The organism is Pseudomonas sp. Mn2068 (assembly GCF_049319725.1).
GTDB lineage: Bacteria > Pseudomonadota > Gammaproteobacteria > Pseudomonadales > Pseudomonadaceae > Aquipseudomonas > Aquipseudomonas gingeri.
Genome location: NZ_JBMOUG010000008.1, coordinates 1 through 15,416 on the forward strand (window position 1 = coordinate 1; position 15,416 = coordinate 15,416).

At 62.9% G+C, this 15,416-nt stretch carries 16 protein-coding genes and 1 riboswitch; of the genes, 10 read left to right on the forward strand and 6 right to left on the reverse strand.

The features are described from left to right. Positions 1 to 416, reverse strand: a 416-nt coding sequence (locus tag ACL9RJ_RS18845; protein ID WP_422765544.1) for a transketolase, incomplete at its 3' end; no start/stop codon positions are given. Positions 417 to 690: 274 nt separating this feature from the next. Here ACL9RJ_RS18845 and ACL9RJ_RS18850 point away from each other — a divergent pair. The 5 genes from ACL9RJ_RS18850 to ACL9RJ_RS18870 all read left to right on the forward strand — a co-directional run bounded on the left by ACL9RJ_RS18850 (position 691) and on the right by ACL9RJ_RS18870 (position 5,746). Next, entirely contained in the window at positions 691 to 1,686 is a 996-nt protein-coding gene (locus tag ACL9RJ_RS18850; protein ID WP_017124801.1) for an ArsR/SmtB family transcription factor, read from the forward strand. A 19-nt stretch (positions 1,687 to 1,705) separates the two neighbouring features. Beyond that, positions 1,706 to 2,896, forward strand: coding sequence for a methionine adenosyltransferase (metK, locus tag ACL9RJ_RS18855; RefSeq protein WP_017124802.1), 1,191 nt, complete (start codon positions 1,706 to 1,708; stop codon positions 2,894 to 2,896). A gap of 187 nt (positions 2,897 to 3,083) precedes the next feature. Continuing rightward, positions 3,084 to 3,479 carry a DUF1090 family protein gene (locus tag ACL9RJ_RS18860; RefSeq protein WP_422765545.1) on the forward strand — a complete coding sequence of 132 codons (396 nt, stop codon included), beginning with the start codon at positions 3,084 to 3,086 and terminating at the stop codon, positions 3,477 to 3,479. Positions 3,480 to 3,577: 98 nt separating this feature from the next. Next, on the forward strand, positions 3,578 to 5,251 hold the full coding sequence (gene ligB / locus ACL9RJ_RS18865) for an NAD-dependent DNA ligase LigB (protein WP_103032489.1): 1,674 nt from the start codon (positions 3,578 to 3,580) through the stop codon (positions 5,249 to 5,251). Positions 5,252 to 5,350: 99 nt separating this feature from the next. After that, positions 5,351 to 5,746 (forward strand): DUF1090 domain-containing protein, encoded by a 396-nt coding sequence (locus tag ACL9RJ_RS18870; protein ID WP_017124805.1) that lies wholly within the window; start codon positions 5,351 to 5,353, stop codon positions 5,744 to 5,746. Between the two features lie 40 nt (positions 5,747 to 5,786). Here ACL9RJ_RS18870 and ACL9RJ_RS18875 read toward each other — a convergent pair whose 3' ends face one another. Continuing rightward, the gene (locus tag ACL9RJ_RS18875; RefSeq protein ID WP_042934790.1) at positions 5,787 to 6,236 is read right to left on the reverse strand and encodes a c-type cytochrome; all 450 of its coding nucleotides are present in this window, start codon (positions 6,234 to 6,236) and stop codon (positions 5,787 to 5,789) included. Positions 6,237 to 6,382: 146 nt separating this feature from the next. Between ACL9RJ_RS18875 and ACL9RJ_RS18880 the strand changes: the two genes are divergently transcribed. After that, on the forward strand, positions 6,383 to 7,534 hold the full coding sequence (locus ACL9RJ_RS18880; RefSeq protein WP_212810234.1) for a murein transglycosylase A: 1,152 nt from the start codon (positions 6,383 to 6,385) through the stop codon (positions 7,532 to 7,534). Between the two features lie 155 nt (positions 7,535 to 7,689). On the opposite strand, the gene ACL9RJ_RS18885 is transcribed toward ACL9RJ_RS18880, so the two are convergent. Both ACL9RJ_RS18885 and ACL9RJ_RS18890 read right to left on the reverse strand, forming a co-directional pair. Continuing rightward, the gene (locus tag ACL9RJ_RS18885; RefSeq protein ID WP_422765547.1) at positions 7,690 to 8,076 is read right to left on the reverse strand and encodes an MAPEG family protein; all 387 of its coding nucleotides are present in this window, start codon (positions 8,074 to 8,076) and stop codon (positions 7,690 to 7,692) included. Positions 8,077 to 8,090: 14 nt separating this feature from the next. After that, a complete protein-coding gene (locus tag ACL9RJ_RS18890) occupies positions 8,091 to 8,927 on the reverse strand; it encodes an EamA family transporter (RefSeq protein WP_177087018.1) in 837 nt (278 codons plus the stop codon). Between the two features lie 185 nt (positions 8,928 to 9,112). Here ACL9RJ_RS18890 and ACL9RJ_RS18895 point away from each other — a divergent pair, with 185 nt between their 5' ends. Then, the gene (locus ACL9RJ_RS18895) at positions 9,113 to 10,282 is read left to right on the forward strand and encodes an MFS transporter (RefSeq protein ID WP_177107842.1); all 1,170 of its coding nucleotides are present in this window, start codon (positions 9,113 to 9,115) and stop codon (positions 10,280 to 10,282) included. Here the strand turns inward: ACL9RJ_RS18895 and ACL9RJ_RS18900 are convergent. Together ACL9RJ_RS18900 and ACL9RJ_RS18905 are read right to left on the reverse strand one after the other, a co-directional pair. Then, positions 10,233 to 11,138, reverse strand: coding sequence for a formate/nitrite transporter family protein (locus tag ACL9RJ_RS18900; protein WP_422765548.1), 906 nt, complete (start codon positions 11,136 to 11,138; stop codon positions 10,233 to 10,235). The genes ACL9RJ_RS18895 and ACL9RJ_RS18900 overlap by 50 nt on opposite strands. Before the next feature lie 70 nt (positions 11,139 to 11,208). Then, positions 11,209 to 11,616 (reverse strand): acyl-CoA thioesterase, encoded by a 408-nt coding sequence (locus tag ACL9RJ_RS18905; RefSeq protein WP_017124812.1) that lies wholly within the window; start codon positions 11,614 to 11,616, stop codon positions 11,209 to 11,211. A gap of 196 nt (positions 11,617 to 11,812) precedes the next feature. Next, a riboswitch (S-adenosyl-L-homocysteine riboswitch) is annotated at positions 11,813 to 11,919 on the forward strand. A 21-nt stretch (positions 11,920 to 11,940) separates the two neighbouring features. On the opposite strand from ACL9RJ_RS18905, the gene ahcY reads away from it, so the two are divergent. The 3 genes from ahcY to ACL9RJ_RS18920 all read left to right on the forward strand — a co-directional run bounded on the left by ahcY (position 11,941) and on the right by ACL9RJ_RS18920 (position 15,247). Beyond that, positions 11,941 to 13,350: an adenosylhomocysteinase gene (ahcY, locus tag ACL9RJ_RS18910; RefSeq protein WP_177087024.1), complete on the forward strand. Its 1,410-nt coding sequence runs from the start codon at positions 11,941 to 11,943 to the stop codon at positions 13,348 to 13,350. A gap of 147 nt (positions 13,351 to 13,497) precedes the next feature. Then, complete coding sequence (gene metF / locus ACL9RJ_RS18915) at positions 13,498 to 14,343, forward strand: methylenetetrahydrofolate reductase [NAD(P)H] (protein WP_017124814.1); 846 nt, start codon at positions 13,498 to 13,500, stop codon at positions 14,341 to 14,343. Between the two features lie 121 nt (positions 14,344 to 14,464). Next, positions 14,465 to 15,247: a substrate-binding periplasmic protein gene (locus ACL9RJ_RS18920; RefSeq protein ID WP_177087026.1), complete on the forward strand. Its 783-nt coding sequence runs from the start codon at positions 14,465 to 14,467 to the stop codon at positions 15,245 to 15,247. The last annotated feature ends 169 nt before the right edge of the window (positions 15,248 to 15,416 follow it).

The following is a 15,416-nucleotide window of genomic DNA, read 5'->3' on the forward strand; positions in this document are numbered from 1 at the left end:
CGGTTGAACTGCGCGCCCAGCACCTTTTCCGCCAACGCGAAGCCAACGGCGTTGGCCAGGCCCTGGCCGAGCGGACCAGTGGTGGTTTCCACGCCCGGGGTGTAGCCGTATTCCGGGTGGCCCGGAGTGCGGCTGTGCAGCTGGCGGAAGTTCTTCAGGTCGTCGATGGACAGGTCGTAGCCGGTCAGGTGCAGCAACGAGTAGATCAGCATCGAGCCATGGCCGTTGGACAGGACGAAGCGGTCACGGTCGGCGAAGGACGGGTTGCTCGGGTTGTGCTTCAGATAATCGCGCCAAAGCACCTCGGCGATATCCGCCATGCCCATCGGGGCACCCGGATGGCCGCTGTTGGCTTTTTGCACGGCATCCATGCTGAGGGCACGAATGGCGTTGGCACGCTCACGACGGCTGGGCATCGCTGATCTCCTGGAGGATGTTCAATTGAAAGTAAATAAAACGAAACGGAAAAAAGGCGAGCATTTTCCCTCAGGCACCGCCAGGGGGCAATGACAGATAGTCGCTCGACCACGTTTTTCCTGCCGATAGTTGCGCATTGCACGGGTGAAACCTTTCCGCGCTTCGTCTGTAGAGACAAAGGCGCACGGGAAAGTGCCATTTATCGTGCAATATCAAAACTTTTTGATATTGATCTTGCGAGGCGCCGCGACCGTCATCTAGACTGCTGGCCTTATGAATCTACGTGCACCTGCCCTGCGTCCTGATGATTGCGACGAACTGTCCGCCCTGTGCAAGGCCGGCGGCGACCCGTTGCGTCTCAATGTATTGCGGGCCCTGGCCAATGATTCGTTCGGGGTGCTGGAGCTGGCGCAGATCTTCGCCATCGGCCAGTCCGGCATGAGCCATCACCTGAAGGTGCTGGCCCAGGCCGACCTGGTGGCCACCCGTCGTGAAGGCAACGCGATTTTCTACCGTCGCGCCCTGCCCCACACCGAATTGCCCGGCGGCAAGCTGCATGCCGCCCTGCTCGATGAAGTCGACAGCCTTGAGCTGCCGGCCGACGTGCAAGCGCGCATCGCCCTGGTACACGGCCAACGCGCGGCCGCCAGCCAGGACTTCTTCTCGCGGGTCGCGGAAAAGTTTCGGGCCCAGCAGGATCTGATCGCCGGCTTGCCGCAGTACCGCGAAAGCATCCTGGCGCTGCTCGACAAGCTCGGCTTCGGCCCCGAAGCCACGGCGCTGGAAGTCGGCCCCGGCGACGGTGGCTTCCTGCCAGACCTGGCGCGGCGCTTCCAGCGGGTCACGGCACTGGACAACAGCCCGGCGATGCTCGAGCTAGCGCGCCAGCTGTGCGAACGCGAATCACTGGCTAATGTCAGCCTGCAGCTGACCGATGCATTGCTGGACGACAGTATCCAGGCCGACTGCGTGGTCCTGAACATGGTCCTGCACCATTTCGCCGCGCCGGCCGAGGCCCTCAAGCAGATGGCCGCCCTGCTGCGACCGGGCGGCAGTCTGCTGGTAACAGAGTTGTGCAGCCACAACCAGAGTTGGGCCAGGGAGGCCTGCGGTGATCTTTGGTTGGGGTTCGAACAGGAAGATCTGGCCCGTTGGGCCACTGCTGCGGGGCTCATGCCCGGGGACAGCCTCTATGTAGGCTTACGTAATGGTTTCCAGATCCAGGTTCGCCACTTTCAGCGACCGGCTGGTGCCACTCAACATCGGTAAACTCAGGAAAACCATCGATATGAGCGAATATTCCGTTTTCACCTCCGAGTCCGTGTCTGAAGGGCATCCGGACAAAATCGCCGACCAGATCTCCGACGCGGTGCTGGACGCCATCATCGCCGAAGACAAGTTCGCCCGCGTCGCGTGCGAAACCCTGGTGAAAACCGGTGTTGCCATCATCGCCGGCGAAGTGACCACTTCGGCCTGGGTCGACCTCGAAGACATCGTGCGTAACGTGATCCTCGACATCGGCTACAACAGCTCCGACGTCGGTTTCGACGGCGCCACCTGCGGTGTGATGAACATCATCGGCAAGCAGTCCGTGGACATCGCCCAGGGCGTTGACCGCAGCAAGCCGGAAGACCAGGGCGCCGGTGACCAGGGCCTGATGTTCGGCTACGCCAGCAACGAAACCGCGGAACTGATGCCTGCTCCGATCGCGTTCTCGCACCAACTGGTGCAGCGCCAGGCCGAAGCTCGCAAATCCGGCGTGCTGCCGTGGCTGCGTCCGGACGCCAAGTCGCAAGTGACGTGCCGTTACGAAGGCGGCAAGGTGGTTGGTGTCGACGCTATCGTCCTGTCGACCCAGCACAACCCTGACGTCTCCTACAGCGATCTGCGCGAAGGCGTGATGGAACTGATCGTCAAGCACGTCATCCCGGCCGAACTGCTGACCAAGGACACCCAGTTCCATATCAACCCGACCGGCAACTTCATCATCGGTGGCCCGGTGGGCGACTGCGGCCTGACCGGTCGCAAGATCATCGTCGACAGCTACGGCGGCATGGCCCGTCACGGCGGCGGCGCGTTCTCCGGCAAGGACCCATCGAAGGTCGACCGTTCCGCGGCCTACGCCGGTCGCTACGTGGCCAAGAACATCGTTGCCGCCGGCCTCGCCGACCGCTGCGAAATCCAGGTCTCCTACGCCATCGGCGTCGCGCAACCGACCTCGATTTCGTTGAACACCTTCGGCACCGGCAAGATCAGCGATGACAAGATCATCAAGCTGGTCCGCGAGATCTTCGACCTGCGTCCATACGCCATCACCACCATGCTCGACCTGCTGCACCCGATGTACCAGGAAACCGCGGCCTACGGCCACTTCGGTCGTACCCCGCAGCAGAAGACCGTCGGCAACGACACCTTCACCACCTTCACCTGGGAAAAGACCGACCGTGTAGAGGCTCTGCGAGCTGCTGCCGGCCTGTAATGTCGCCTGCGTCACAAAAGCCCTCCCTGGTCCGCCAGGGAGGGCTTTTTCATGGGTGCAAAATCTTGCACGAGCCGATCATGTTTCCTAATATTTCGCGTTCTCGGACCTTTTCCCCTACTTGGATATTGCGCGACGCCTGTTCGAGAGCCCCTTGGCCGTCGGCAATCGAACATTGAGGTTTGCCATGCGTACTTCCGTCTTCGCGCCCGCCGCGATTCTGCTGGGTCTGTTCACTATTCCCGTACAAGCCGCCGACCTGAGTGCGCTTGGCGACCTGGCATCGCAACTGACCGGCGGCGCGACAACGCCCGCAGCGGGCACCACCGCCAACTCCGGCGGCTGCACCAAACAGATCCAGGACCTGCAGACACAGATCAACACCGCCAAGGCCAAGGGCGACAGCCTCAAGGCCAGCGGCCTGCAACTGGCGATGGACCATGCTTCCAAGAGCTGCACGCAGCTCAATGGCCAGGTAGCCGCGGCGCCGCAGCCGGTCGCACAAACCCCGACAGCGGCCCAGGACCCCAAGGCCCAGGCGGTTGATGCCGGTATCAAGGCGCTCGGCGGCCTGTTCAAGTAAGGCGACACACGCGGTAAAAAAGCCTCGCCTGCGGCGGGGCTTTTTTATGCCCGGACTGATCTAGGCTGTATTTTTAAGTCGAGCAAGGATGCTCCGGCATGCGTGTCTTCACTGGTTGGGCAGTTCTTGTCTGGTGTTTCAACGCCTATGCCGGCCAATGCCCGGATTGGCCGGCGGAACGCGCCCGACGCGAGGCCGACGCCCTGCAACAGCAACTGGCGCGCTGGGACGAGCTCTACCACCGCCAGGGCATTTCGCCAGTGGCCGACGAACTCTACGATCAATCCCGCCAGACCCTGGCCCAGTGGCGCCGATGTTTCGCCCTGCCGCCCGGGCAGGCGGACAACCCGTTGCTCAAGGCCCGCGGAACCGTTGCCCACCCGACGGCCCATACCGGACTGGACAAGCTGCCGGACGACCAGGCGGTCCGGGAGTGGGTGCAGGGCCGCCAGGACCTGTGGATTCAGCCCAAGGTCGACGGCGTGGCCGTGACCCTGGTTTATCGACAAGGCCGGCTGCACCAGGCCATCAGCCGTGGCGATGGACTCAAGGGCCAGGACTGGACCGACAGTGCCCGCAGGATCGCCGCCATCCCGGCGCAACTGCCACAGCCCCTGGACCTGGTGCTGCAGGGCGAACTGTATTGGCGCCTGGTCGACCATGTACAAGCCGAAAACGGCAGCCTGAATGCCCGCGGCAAGGTCGCGGGACTGATGGCACGACACCAGTTGAGCGCCGATGAAGCGGAAGGTATCGGCCTGTTTGTCTGGGACTGGCCCGACGGACCGTCCACCCAGCTCGAACGCCTGCGCGGCCTGAGCGCCCTCGGCTTCACCGACAGCGAAACCTACAGCCGACCGATCAGCCACTTTGCCCAGGCCCGGGACTGGCGCGAGTACTGGTTTCGCCAGCCGCTGCCCTTTGCCAGCGATGGCGTGGTGCTGCGCCAGAGCCAGCGACCCGACGCGCGACGCTGGCAAGCCCGGCCGCCCCATTGGAGCGTCGCCTGGAAATACCCGCATGCCCGGGCATTGGCCCATGTGCGCAAGGTCAGTTTCAAGGTCGGCCGCACCGGACGGATCACGCCGATGCTCGATCTGATGCCTGTGCGGCTGGATGATCGACAGATCAGGCGGATCAGCGTCGGCTCCCTGCAACGTTGGCAGGCACTGGATATCCGTCCAGGCGACCAGGTGACCATCAGCCTGGCGGGCCTGACCATCCCGCGCCTGGAAGGCGTGGCCTGGCGCAGCATCGAGCGAGAGCCGCTGGACGTCCCCGACCCGGATGCTTTCCATGCCGCGAGCTGCTGGCAAAACAGCCCGGGCTGCGAAAGCCAGTTCCTCGCTCGCCTGATCTGGCTGAGTGGCAAGCAGGGCCTGGCGCTGCCGCACCTGGGGCGCGGCACCTGGGAGACGCTGATTCACGCAGGTCGTTTGCAGTCCCTGCTCGATTGGCTGACCCTCGATGCCCGCGAGCTTGCTAACATTGCAGGCTTCGGTCCGAGCCGCAGCCGACAATGGCTCGACAGTGTCCAGGTGGCTCGGCAACGCCCCTTCGAACGCTGGCTCAAGGCGCTGGGGCTGCCGGCGACCGCCGGCGTCAGGTTGACCGGCCCCTGGCAGGTCCTGGCCAGTCGAACCGCCGAGGACTGGCAGGCGCAACCGGGAATCGGGCCCGGGCGGGCCGCGCAACTGAGCGCTTTCTTCCGCGACCCGCAGGTGATGGCCCTGGCTGAATCATTAAGTACCGCCGGGGTCGATGGATTTTGAGGACATAATTGCCGGCTAATCCGGGCCTGTCATAAAGGCGGATTGGCTTTATTTATTCATAGTGTGTTTTTTCAGTCTTTTTTCTACACGGAGCTTTTCATGAAATTTCTCTCACCGCTGGCTCTTTTCACCCTGTGCAGCGTCATGGCCGCCCCGCTCCTGGCCGCCGAAGAACAACCCGAGCTGACCGGCTGCGCCGCCAAGCGCCAGGCCATCGGCAGCCAGCTGGAAATCGCCAGGGCCCAGGGCAACAGCGACCAGCAGGCCGGCCTGGAAAAAGCCCTGGCCGAAGTAACCACCCATTGCACCGACGCCTCGCTGAAAAAGGAGCGGGAAAACAAGGTCCTCGACGCCCGCCACGAAGTCAGCCGTCGCCAGGCCGACCTCGACAAGGCAATGAAAAAGGGCGATCCGGACAAGATCAACAAACGCAAGGACAAGCTGGCCGAGTCCCGCAAGGAACTGCAGGACGCGCTGGATGAGCTGGACAAGTGATTCGCGACCGGACTTTGCGGCCAGCGGCGCCCGTTACCGATCAGTGATCGCGAAACTCTTTATGACAGGCATCACAGGCGTCTTCGACTTTCTCCACTGCCGGCCTGAGGATGCTCGCCTGGTAGGGCTGGACCCGGCTGGCGATCACCAGTTGGCCGGTAGCCCCTTCCAGCGAGCGCGCCAGCTCCTGGAAACGCGCCTGCTTCTGCCAGACATCGGCCTTGGCACTGGTATGCTCCGATTCCTTGACCTGCGGGAAATGCTGCCACGGCTCATGGGACAACCCGTCAAGTTTGCTCGCCCCCTCGGCAAACTTCGGACCGTCGAAGGGGATGCGCCCACGCAGCATGCCACCCAGGTCCTCACTGGTCTTGAGCATCTGCTTGAAAATGGCCTTGCGCTGACCCAGGGGCGAATTCGGGTCAATGCCGCCACAGGCACCGAGGGCCAGGCAGGCCAGCAATACAACGGAAAGTCTTTTAAGAGTCATGATGGCTTCAGGTCACGGGAGACGGCGGCCAGTATCCTCGCCTCGACATCAAAGACCAATAGGCCCAAGGGCCAATACCCTTACTATTTGAATGGACTACCTGAACAGAGACTGAACGGGTAGTGACTCAAGGAATACGCTTGTTGATGAACACCACTTTCAAACGCCTGGGCTGGAGCATGCTCGCCCTGGCCCTGCTCGCCGGCTGCAATGGCAAGGACCACCAACCACCTGCACCGGCGGTGACCACCTATGTCAAGGCGGACTGGAAGGCCTTGCCGGATGTTTCCGATGCCGACCTGCAGGCCGGTTTTGCCTCCTGGCGCAGTGCCTGTACCCGGCTGAAGAACGATGCCAACTGGGCGGCGACCTGCTCCACTGCCGCCAATGTCGCGAATACACCCGCCGCCATTCGCACTTTCCTCCAGCAGAACCTCGAGGTCTACGGGCTACGCTCCGCCGAAAACAGTGCCGACGGGCTGATCACCGGCTACTACGAACCGGTCTATCCCGGCAGCCTGACCCGCACCGCCAAGGCCACGGTGCCGGTCTACGGCGTGCCCGACGACCTGATCATCGTCCAACTGGAAAGCCTCTACCCCGAGCTCAAGGGCAAGCGCCTGCGCGGACGCCTGGAAGGCCGGGTGATCAAGCCCTATGACGATGCCGCGCTGATCGCCACCCAGGGCGTCAAGGCTCCGGTGCTGGCCTGGCTGACCGACCCGATGGACCTGCAGTTCCTGCAGATCCAGGGTTCCGGTCGCATCCGCCTGGATGATGGCCGGCAGTTGCGCATCGGTTACGCGGACCAGAACGGCTACCCCTATCGCGCCATCGGCCGCTGGCTGGTGGAACAGGGTGAGTTGAAGAAGGAAGACGTCACCATGGGCAGCATCAGCGCCTGGGCCAAGGCCCATCCGACGCGTATCCCGCAGCTGCTGGGCAGCAATCCGAGCTATGTGTTCTTTGCCCGCAACCCGGACAGCAACGAGGGTCCGCGCGGTTCGCTGAACGTGCCGCTGACCGCCGGCTACAGCGTGGCGGTGGACCGCAAGGTGATTCCGCTGGGTAGCCTGCTGTGGCTGTCGACCACCCGGCCGGATGGCAGCGCCCTGGTCCGTCCGGTGGCCGCCCAGGACACCGGCGGAGCCATTGCCGGCGAAGTACGCGCCGACCTGTTCTGGGGCACCGGCGATGCCGCCGGGCAGTTGGCCGGGGACATGAAGCAGAAGGGCAATATCTGGATGTTGTGGCCGAAAGGCATGGCCTTGCCCAAGACAGCCGATATCGGGAGCTGATGGCTCTGGTGCCTGAACTGGCGCCTTCGCCAGCAAGCCGGCTCCTACAGTACAGCGTCGAGCATGGATTTTGTGCACGACACAAACCTGTGCAGGAGCCGGCTTGCCCGCGATAACGATCGAACAGGCGCCCCATGACCTGAAGGCCGCGCCTCTCAGATCGAGACGAAGAAGAAACTCGCAATCAGTGCCATCCCGACAAACCACACCAGCGAGCGCAAGGCAGCCCAGTCCGCCAGGTAGCAGATGATGTACAGCAGGCGACTGGTGATGAACAGCACCGCCAGCACATTGATCGTCACCAGCGAGGCATTGCCGGCGATATGCGCAATGATCACCGCCGCCGCGAAGGCCGGGGTCACTTCGAAACTGTTCAATTGCGCCGCATGCGCCCGCCTGGCAAAACCTTCGAGGGTTTCCAGGAAGGCCCGCGGATCATGGTTCTGCCGGGGGCCGAACTTGCCGCCGCTGAACTTGGCGATGCCGGTGCACAGGTACGGCAGGAAAATCGCGATCAATACACACCAGAACGCTGGAATCATAACACAGTCCCTTCTTATTGGATTTTCATGATGAGCATGCCGGCCAGCACCAGCCCGCAGGCCAGGAGCCGGGGCCGGCCGAACGGTTCCTTCAGGTAGCGCATGCCGAACAGCACCACCAGGATCACGCTGATTTCGCGCAACGCCGCCGCCTCGGCAATCGAGCCCAACTGCATCGCCCACAACACTAGCGCATAACTGAACAACACACAGAACCCGACGCCCAGGCCCAGTCGCCATTGCTCGCGCCAGAACCGGGCAAAGGCGGCACGACGGCGGGTCAGCGCCACCAGCGGGTAAGGCCAGGCACTGAGCAGGCTCATCCACACCAGGTAGTCCAGCGGGTGCGGCCAGCGCCGCAGTGCCTGACCATCGACAAAGGTATAGCCACCGATGCACAGGCCGATCAGCAACACCACCGGCAACATCGACCAGGGCAGGCGATCCCCGCCACCGCCCTGCCAGAGCAGGCAGAGCATGCCGCAGGGAATCAGCAGGATGCCGAGGATCTGCTGCGTGGTCAGGGACTCGCCGGCAAACACCAGGGTCAAACCGAGGACCACCAGGGGCGACAGCCCGCGCATCAGCGGATAGACCAGACCCAGGTCACCGACCCGATACGCCTGGATCAGCAGGTAGCGATAAAGCAGTTCGAACAGGGCCGAGGCAATGATCCAGGGCCAGATCCCGGCCGGCGGCAGCGTGACGAACCCCAGCATCAGCAGGACGAACAGCAACGCCACGCTGTCCATGCAGGCCACCACCAGCAGGCGTTCGCCGCTGAACTTGATCAGCGTGTTCCATGCCGCATGCAGGACTGCCGCGACCAGCACCAGAGCCGTCGCCAGCACGGCACACTCCTTGTTCGAATGAAGAGAATTGATTCGTCATATTTCAACAGCTGTTTATACTAAAGCCACCACGCCGCACTCAATGCGCAAAAACCCATTCCAATAACTATTCGCTTCTGCCCGATCGGTCACGGCCCGGACAGTCGTGTGCGCACGCCCGAACCCACTGCCCGAGATCAAAGCGCATGCCACTTGCCTTGCTTGCCCTCGCCGTCGCCGCTTTCGGCATCGGCACCACCGAGTTCGTCATCATGGGCCTGCTGCCCGATGTCGCCCGCGACCTCGCCGTCAGCATTCCCCACGCCGGCCTGCTGATCACCGGCTATGCCCTGGGCGTGGTTTTCGGTGCACCGATCCTGGCCATCGGCACCGCCAACATGCCCCGCAAGGCCACGTTGCTGGGCATGACGATGATGTTCATCCTGGGCAACGTGCTCTGCGCACTGGCCCCGAACTACGCCACGCTGATGGCGGCACGGGTGGTCACGGCGTTGTGCCACGGGGCGTTCTTCGGCATCGGTTCGGTGGTGGCGGCCGGGCTGGTCGCCCCCAACAAGCGGGCCCAGGCGATTGCCATGATGTTCACCGGGCTGACATTGGCCAACGTCCTCGGCGTACCTCTGGGCACGGCCCTGGGACAGTACGCCGGCTGGCGCTCGACGTTCTGGGCGGTGTCGGTGATCGGGGTGATCGCGGCCATCGCCCAGTGGATCTGGCTGCCGAAACATATCGCCATGGACAAGGCCAACCTCGCCAGCGAATTCCGCGTTCTGGGCAAGACCAACGTCTTGCTGGCGCTGGGCATGAGCGTGCTGGCCTCGACCAGCCTGTTCAGCGTCTTCACCTATATCGCGCCGATCCTGCAGGACGTCACCGGCGTCAGTCCCCACGGCGTGACGATCATGTTGCTGCTGTTCGGCGTCGGCCTGACCGCGGGCAGCATGCTCGGCGGGCGCCTGGCCGACAGCCGCCTGCTGCCTTCGCTGGTGGGCATGGCCCTGGCGGTGGTGCTGGTGCTCGCGGCATTCAGCCAGACCAGCCGCTCGCTGATTCCGGCGGCGATCACCCTGGTCCTGTGGGGGATCTTCGCCTTTGCCCTGTGCCCGATCCTGCAACTGCTGATCATCGACCAGGCCCACGAGGCACCGAACCTGGGCTCGACCCTCAACCAGAGCGCGTTCAACCTGGGCAACGCCAGCGGGGCGTGGATCGGCGGGCTGGTGGTCGGCAGCGGGATCGACCTGGCGGACCTGCCATGGACCGGGGCCTTGAGCGGTTGCGTCACCCTGCTGGCGGCGCTGCTGTTTATTTTCCTGCAGCGTCGCCGGATCCAGGCGGTGGGCGTCTCCGGCTAGGAGCGGGCGCTGCCTGGCCCTTGGGCACGCCGCTCTCGCTGCGAATCTGCGCATGGCTGATCAAGGCGAAGATAAAGCTGCCGCCAATGATATTGCCACCCAGCGTCGGGCCGGCGAAGTGCAGCCAGAATTCGCGCCAGGACAGCTCGCCGGCGAAGACCAGGTAGGACACCTCGGCCGAGCCGACGACGATATGGGTGAAATCCCCCAGCGCCATCAGGTAGGTGATCAGGATAATGATCCACATCTTGGCGCTCTCCATGGAGGGGATCATCCAGACCATGGTGGCGATCATCCAGCCGGAGACGATGCCCTTGGCGAACATCTGCGGCGGCTCGTTCTCCATCACCTTGCGACCGATCTCCAGGAAGGCCAGGTCGGTCTTGCTGTCGAAGATCGGCAGATGCAGCATCACATAGGCCACCAGGAGGGTGCCGCAGAGGTTGCCCAGCAACACCACGCCCCACAGCCGCAACAGCCGGCCGAAGTTGCCGAGGGTCGGCCGGCTCATCACCGGCAGCACGGCCGTCAGGGTGTTTTCGGTGAATAACTGCTGGCGGGCCAGGATGACCGCGAGAAACCCCGCGCAGTAGCCGAAGCTGGCGATCACCTTGAAGGCCTCGCCATCCGGCAGCCGGGAATTGAGCAATCCCATCGCCATCAGCGACAGGCCCATGGTCAGGCCGGCGGCCAGTGCCGACCACCAGAGCGCGGCGACACTGCGCTCCAGTTCCTGGTTGCCCTGGAGGCGGATGATCTCGTGCAACACGGCAGCCCGAGGCGGCTGGTTGCGCGTGACATCCTGTTGTTCCGCCGGGGACAGGTCCGGAGTCTTGCCGTCTTTTTGCGTGCCCATGAAGCTCCTGAACCCGAGGTGTGTGTCATTACGACACTGGGGGTTCAGGGCTGTTCAGTACGTCCGTCGATCAGTTCTCGTCGGCCCCGTCGTCCTTGAACTGGTCTTTCACGTACTTGATCTCGGTACGCCCGTGGGGAGCCGGCAGGCCGTCCTCACCCAGGTTGACGAAGACCATCTTCTCCACGGTGAGGATGCTTTTGCGGGTGATCTTGTTGCGCACTTCACAGGTCAGGGTGATGGAAGTGCGGCCGAATTCGGTCGCGGTGATCCCCAGCTCGATGATGTCGCCCTGGCGCGAGGCGCTGACGAAGTTGATCTCGGAGATGTACTTGGTCACCACGCGCTGGTTGCCCAGCTGGACGATGGCGTAGATCGCCGCTTCCTCGTCGATCCAGCGCAGCAGGCTGCCACCGAACAGGGTGCCGTTGGGGTTGAGGTCTTCGGGTTTGACCCACTTGCGCGTATGGAAATTCATGCGTTCTCCTGACCGTCTTGCCATTGATGCCACCTATCATGGCAGACCACAGGGTCAAGCTCTATGAGCGTCGGGCTATGGTCGCCATGAGCAATCTTCATCGAACCGACAGAAACCCTTGGGAAGTCGGTCCCGGCCCGCTATAATCACCGCCGTTTCAAACGGTCATCTTCTCTTGATACCGTTTTCCCGCCACCTGTCCGAGGGGCGCTGCAGCAGGTTCGACCTGTCAGGCTCGGATGGGGCGTTGTTCGCTCAGGTTCACCTGCACGGACACTAAACGCACAACGGCGCCCATTCGCATACTACGAATGGAGGCTCTTCATGAGCGCTGTCAACACGCCTGCAGATTTCACCGACTACAAAGTCGCCGACATGTCCCTGGCTGCCTGGGGCCGTCGTGAAACCATCATCGCCGAATCGGAAATGCCGGCCCTGATGGGTCTGCGTCGCAAGTACCTGGCCGAGCAACCGCTCAAGGGTGCCAAGATCCTCGGCTGCATCCACATGACCATCCAGACCGCCGTGCTGATCGAAACCCTGGTTGCCCTGGGCGCCGAAGTTCGCTGGTCGTCCTGCAACATCTTCTCGACCCAGGACCAGGCCGCTGCCGCCATCGCCGCCGCCGGTATCCCGGTGTTCGCCTGGAAAGGTGAAACCGAGCAGGAGTACGAGTGGTGCCTGGAGCAGACCATCCTGAAGGACGGCGCGCCCTGGGATGCCAACATGATCCTCGACGACGGCGGTGACCTGACCGAGCTGCTGCACAAGAAATACCCGGCCGTCCTGGAAAAAGTCCACGGCGTCACCGAAGAAACCACCACCGGCGTACACCGCCTGCTGGACATGCTGGCCAAGGGCGAACTGAAGATCCCGGCCATCAACGTCAACGACTCGGTGACCAAGAGCAAGAACGACAACAAGTACGGCTGCCGTCACAGCCTGAACGATGCCATCAAGCGTGGCACCGACCACCTGCTGTCCGGCAAGCAGGCGCTGGTCATCGGCTACGGTGACGTGGGCAAGGGTTCGGCCCAGTCCCTGCGTCAGGAAGGCATGATCGTCAAGGTTTCCGAAGTCGATCCGATCTGCGCCATGCAAGCCTGCATGGACGGCTTCGAACTGGTTTCGCCGTTCATCGACGGTATCAACAACGGCACCGAAGCCAGCATCGACAAGGCCCTGCTGGGCAAGATCGACCTGATCGTGACCACCACCGGCAACGTCAACGTCTGCGACGCGAACATGCTCAAGGCCCTGAAGAAGCGCGCCGTGGTCTGCAACATCGGTCACTTCGACAACGAAATCGACACCGCTTTCATGCGCAAGAACTGGGCATGGGAAGAAGTGAAGCCACAGGTGCACAAGATCCACCGCACCGGCCACGGCGATTTCGATCCACAGAACGATGACTACCTGATCCTGCTGGCCGAAGGCCGCCTGGTGAACCTGGGCAACGCCACCGGTCACCCGAGCCGCATCATGGACGGTTCGTTCGCCAACCAGGTCCTGGCCCAGATCTTCCTGTTCGGCCAGAAGTACGCCGACCTGTCGCCAGCCCAGAAAGCCGAGCGCCTGACCGTTGAAGTACTGCCGAAGAAACTCGACGAAGAAGTGGCCCTGGAAATGGTCCGCGGCTTCGGTGGCGTGGTCACCCAACTGACCAAGACCCAGGCCGACTACATCGGCGTGACTGTCGAAGGCCCGTTCAAGCCGCACGCCTATCGCTACTGATCGGCCTGGTTGCCTGCTCTCCCCGTGGGAGCAGGCTTTTGTGGAAGCCGGCTTGCCTGCGACACGCTCTTGCTGAACGAGCAAGGTGCCTGCATCGCGGGCAAGGCCGCTCCCACACCGGTATTCTGAGCTTCCATAGGTATTACCATGTCTCAAGATCGTCGCTACAGCTTCGAGTTTTTCCCGACCAAGACCGACGCTGGGCATGAAAAGCTGCTTGCCACTGCCCGTCAGTTGGCCAGTCACAACCCCGACTTCTTCTCCTGCACCTACGGTGCCGGTGGCTCGACCCGCGACCGCACGATCAACACCGTGCTGCAGCTCGAGAGCGAAGTGAAGATTCCCGCCGCACCGCACCTGTCCTGCGTCGGCGACAGCAAGGACGACCTGCGCGGCCTGCTGACCCAGTACAAGGCCGCGGGCATCAACCGCATCGTCGCCCTGCGCGGCGACCTGCCGTCCGGCATGGGCATGGCCAGCGGCGAACTGCGCCACGCCAATGACCTGGTCAGCTTCATCCGTGAAGAGACCGGCGCCCATTTCCATATCGAAGTCGCCGCCTACCCGGAAATGCATCCGCAGGCGCGCAATTTCGAAGACGACATCCAGCATTTCGTGCGCAAGGCCAATGCCGGTGCCGACAGCGCGATCACCCAGTACTTCTTCAACGCCGACAGCTACTTCTACTTCGTCGAGCGGGTACGGGCGATGGGCGTGAATATCCCGATCGTGCCGGGTATCATGCCGATCACCAACTACAGCAAGCTGGCGCGCTTCTCCGACGCCTGCGGCGCGGAGATCCCCCGCTGGATCCGCAAGCAACTGGAAGCCTACGGCGATGACAGCCAGAGCATCCAGGCGTTCGGCGAACAGGTGATCAGCGAAATGTGCGAACGCCTGCTGCAAGGCGGCGCCCCGGGGTTGCACTTCTACACCCTGAACCAGGCCGAGCCGAGCCTGGCGATCTGGAACAATCTGAAGTTGCCGCGCTGACTTCCAGCCCGGACAGCGACAAGGGTCCTCGCGCAAGCAGGACCTTTTTTTATGGGTAAAACCTTGAGCCAGAGCCTTTCCGATCTAGCCATTGGCCGGGTTCTCGTCGTAATCTCCAACGATGCCCGTCATTGCCCAGCTTCTGACAGCCGTACTCTTCGCTTGCCTGAGCTTTGCGGCTCGAGGTGAAAAGCTGCGTATTGTCACAGAACCCTGGGCGCCCTACGTGTACGAAGAGAACGGCCGGGCGGTGGGGCTCGATTACGAAACCACGGCGATCGTCTTCCAGCGCCTGGGCATTGAAGTGGAGTGGCAGTTCCTGCCCTGGAAGCGCTGCCTGGCGATGCTCGAACAGGGCCAGGCCGATGGCGCCCTGGATATCTTTCACAACAGCGAGCGCGACGCGACGCTGCTGTATCCCGAAGAACCCCTCTCCGAAGTGGAGTTCGTGCTTTTCTACGCCAAGGCCCGTCCGCACCCCGTCAGCACCCTCGACGACCTCAAGGGACTGACCGTGGGGACCTCTCCCGGCTACTTCTACGGTGAATCATTCAACGACTCGCCCCAGTTCCGGCGCGAACCGGCGCCCACCCACGAGGCCAATTTCGGCAAACTGGACCTGGGCCGCATCGACCTGTTGATCACCGACCGCCGGGTGGGCCAGCGCATACTTGAGGAACTGCACCTGCAAGAGCGGATTGCCCAGTACCCGACGGTGATCCGCCAGGGCAGCCAGTACCTGGCCCTGCGCCGCAACGCCGGCATGGACCTGCTGGTGCAGCGCTTCAACGCCGAACTCAAGCGCTTCAAGCGCGAGCCGGCCTATGCCGAACTCGCTGCCCGCTATGGCGGAATCACCCCGACGGCAAAACCGCCGGCGACCTCGGGAAAGCAAAAGCAGTAAACCGTTGAGCAGCAGGAAAGCGGCACGCGTCGATTGCTCTGTTATACTCCGGCGTTCCCGCCAGGCTTACGCCCGGACGCTCGACCTTGCATCAGGTATTCCGACACTGTGACCAGCGCCGCCCAATGGCCCGCGCGCGCCGTGCGTAGAGCCTCAAGATCCAGCAGGA